This window comes from uncultured Blautia sp. (assembly GCF_902497045.1).
GTDB lineage: Bacteria > Bacillota > Clostridia > Lachnospirales > Lachnospiraceae > Blautia_A.
On record NZ_CABVDF010000331.1, the window covers coordinates 1 to 2,204 of the forward strand.

General features: G+C 40.9%; 1 protein-coding gene and 1 other annotated feature. The gene reads left to right on the forward strand.

Annotated features, from left to right (window positions below; genetic code table 11):
* The first annotated feature begins 63 nt into the window (after nt 1–63).
* Nucleotides 64–333, forward strand: a binding site (T-box leader).
* A 135-nt stretch (nt 334–468) separates the two neighbouring features.
* A complete protein-coding gene (locus tag RDS42_RS14355; protein ID WP_308784257.1) occupies nt 469–2,124 on the forward strand; it encodes a 2-isopropylmalate synthase in 1,656 nt (551 codons plus the stop codon).
* Nucleotides 2,125–2,204: the final 80 nt, after the last annotated feature.

Genomic DNA, 2,204 nt, shown 5'->3' on the forward strand with positions numbered 1-2,204 from the left:
ACTATTTTTTCTTGACAAAACCTCGGTGTCGTGTTAGGCTATACTCAATTAATAATTTAATACATAAATGCGTTGATAAGGAACAGTACATAAGGACTGAAGCCCAGAGAGCTGTCGGGTGGTGAGAGACAGTGGAAGGAAATTATGGAACTCGCCTTGGAGCATCTGCCTGAACTTCTTTAGGAAAAGTAGGTGCAGACGGTAGCCACCGTTATCAGGAAAGGGTATAAGAATGTTTTGTGCTGGATTATAGATGTTCCGTACCCGCTGAGTGTATGAAGTTATTCATAAAAAAGAGTGGTACCGCGAGGATATAAATCTTTCGTCTCTTAGAAAATAGTAAGAGGCGGAAGATTTTTTTTACTAAGAAAGCAGTATGTTTTGTACGGACTTTTTCAGTGAACAGCAAATGTGCTGCTGTGCTCCTTAGGGAGACGCTTATGTGTATAGGAAATTGGAGGGAAAGCAATGAAAAATGTATCAAAGTATCATAGACAGTATTATATGCCGCCTGTTAAATGTACAAAGTGGACAGAAAAAGAATATGTAGATAAGGCACCTATATGGTGCAGTGTTGATCTTAGAGATGGAAATCAGGCGTTGGTGATACCAATGAGCCTGGAGCAGAAAATAAAATTTTTTAAACTGCTTGTGAAAATTGGATTTAAGGAGATTGAGGTTGGTTTTCCTGCTGCTTCTGAAACGGAGTATGTATTTCTTAGAACTTTGATAGAGCAGAATCTGATTCCGGACGATGTGACTATACAGGTTCTTACTCAGGCAAGAGAGCATATTATCCGTAAAACTTTTGAGGCAGTAAAGGGAGCGCCAAAAGCTATTATCCATGTATATAATTCCACTTCTGTTGCACAGAGAGAACAGGTGTTTAAAAAATCAAAGGAAGAAATTATTCAGATAGCCGTAGAAGGTGCAAAACTTCTGAAAAAACTGGCAGAGGAGACAGAAGGTAATTTTCAGTTTGAATATAGTCCGGAAAGCTTTACAGGAACTGAACCGGAGTATGCGCTGGAAGTTTGTAATGCAGTTCTTGATGTATGGCAGCCAACTCCGGATAATAAATGTATCATTAACCTTCCGGTGACGGTACAGCTTTCCATGCCGCATGTTTATGCCAGTCAAATAGAATATATGAGTGAAAATATGAAATACAGAGAGAATGTGATCCTTTCTCAGCATCCTCATAATGACCGTGGGTGTGGCGTGGCAGATGCGGAAATGGGACTTTTGGCAGGTTCAGACAGAGTAGAGGGCACACTTTTTGGAAATGGAGAGCGTACTGGAAATGTAGATATTGTAACACTTGCAATGAATATGTATTCTCAGGGAGTAGATCCGGAGCTTGATTTTTCTGATATGTCTTATATCAGCGAGGTATATGAAGAATGTACCGGAATGAAGGTGGATGAAAGAAGTCCATACAGCGGAGCGCTTGTATTTGCTGCATTTTCCGGCTCTCACCAGGATGCGATTGCCAAAGGAATGCACTGGAGAGAGGAAAAAGATCCCAGCCGCTGGACAGTTCCGTATCTTCCAATCGATCCGACTGACGTGGGAAGAAACTATGATGCTGACGTAATCCGTATCAACAGCCAGTCTGGAAAGGGTGGTGTGGGCTATATTCTGGAGACCAAATATGGTCTGAATCTTCCTGCCAAAATGCGGGAAGCTATGGGCTATGCGGCTAAAGCTGTTTCAGATCATAATCATAAGGAACTGCGTCCTGAGGAAATCTTCAGTCTTTTCAAACAAACCTTTGAAAATGTAAAAGAACCATATAGTATCAAGGAAGTACATTTCCAGCAGAAAGAAAGTGGAATTGTTACACAGGTAACTTCCTGTTTTAATGGAAAAACAATTACTACAGAAGCATCTGGAAACGGACGACTTAATGCAGTCAGCAATGCATTGAAAAAGGCTTATGAACTGAAGTTTAATCTGGTTACTTATCAGGAGCATGCGCTGGAAAAAAGTTCCAGTTCAAAGGCGATTGCATATGTGGGAATACAGAAACCTGACGGAAGCCTTTCATGGGGAGCCGGAGTGGATCCGGATATTATCCACGCATCTATTGATGCGCTGATTACAGCAATCAATAATCGGTAAGCCGAAAAATCTGTCAGTTAAGAAAGCTTCAAAAAGGCAGCTCGTCAGGAGCTGTCTTTTTGTGATATAAAAATATAGAT

Excerpts from the sequence above, each read along its gene's own strand:
- RDS42_RS14355 (WP_308784257.1), top strand. The coding sequence starts at position 469 with ATGAAAAATGTATCAAAGTATCATAGACAGTATTATATGCCGCCTGTT.